Origin of the sequence: Membranihabitans maritimus, assembly GCF_021729145.1 — a bacterium.
Lineage (GTDB): Bacteria > Bacteroidota > Bacteroidia > Chitinophagales > Saprospiraceae > Membranihabitans > Membranihabitans maritimus.
Genome location: NZ_JAJSLW010000067.1, coordinates 1 through 352, shown reverse-complemented (window position 1 = coordinate 352; position 352 = coordinate 1). Strand labels below are relative to the sequence as shown.

The 352-nt window shown below is 53.4% G+C and carries 1 protein-coding gene; it reads left to right on the top strand.

Going from position 1 to position 352, the window contains the following annotated elements:
* Positions 1–352 (top strand): Ig-like domain-containing protein (locus tag LVD47_RS23330; protein ID WP_236981130.1); only part of this gene is annotated, 352 nt, incomplete at both ends.

The following is a 352-nucleotide window of genomic DNA, read 5'->3' as shown; positions in this document are numbered from 1 at the left end:
CGCCACAGGATACTTTACCGGAGACCAGCACGCCGATGGATAGTACGGTAGTGGTTTGTGCGGATACGACGGGCTTATCGGGTACGGTATCGAGCGTAGAGTCCTGCGATCCTGATAACGGTACGGCAGCAGTAGACGGTCTGACGGGCTGTATCGAATACACTCCGGACATGGGCTATACAGGCACGGATACGACGTGCATCATCGTATGTGATGATTTAGGGAATTGCGATACGACGATTGTACCGATACGAGTTTATCCGCCACAGGATACTTTACCGGAGACCAGCACGCCGATGGATAGTACGGTAGTGGTTTGTGCGGATACGACGGGCTTACCGGGTACGGTATT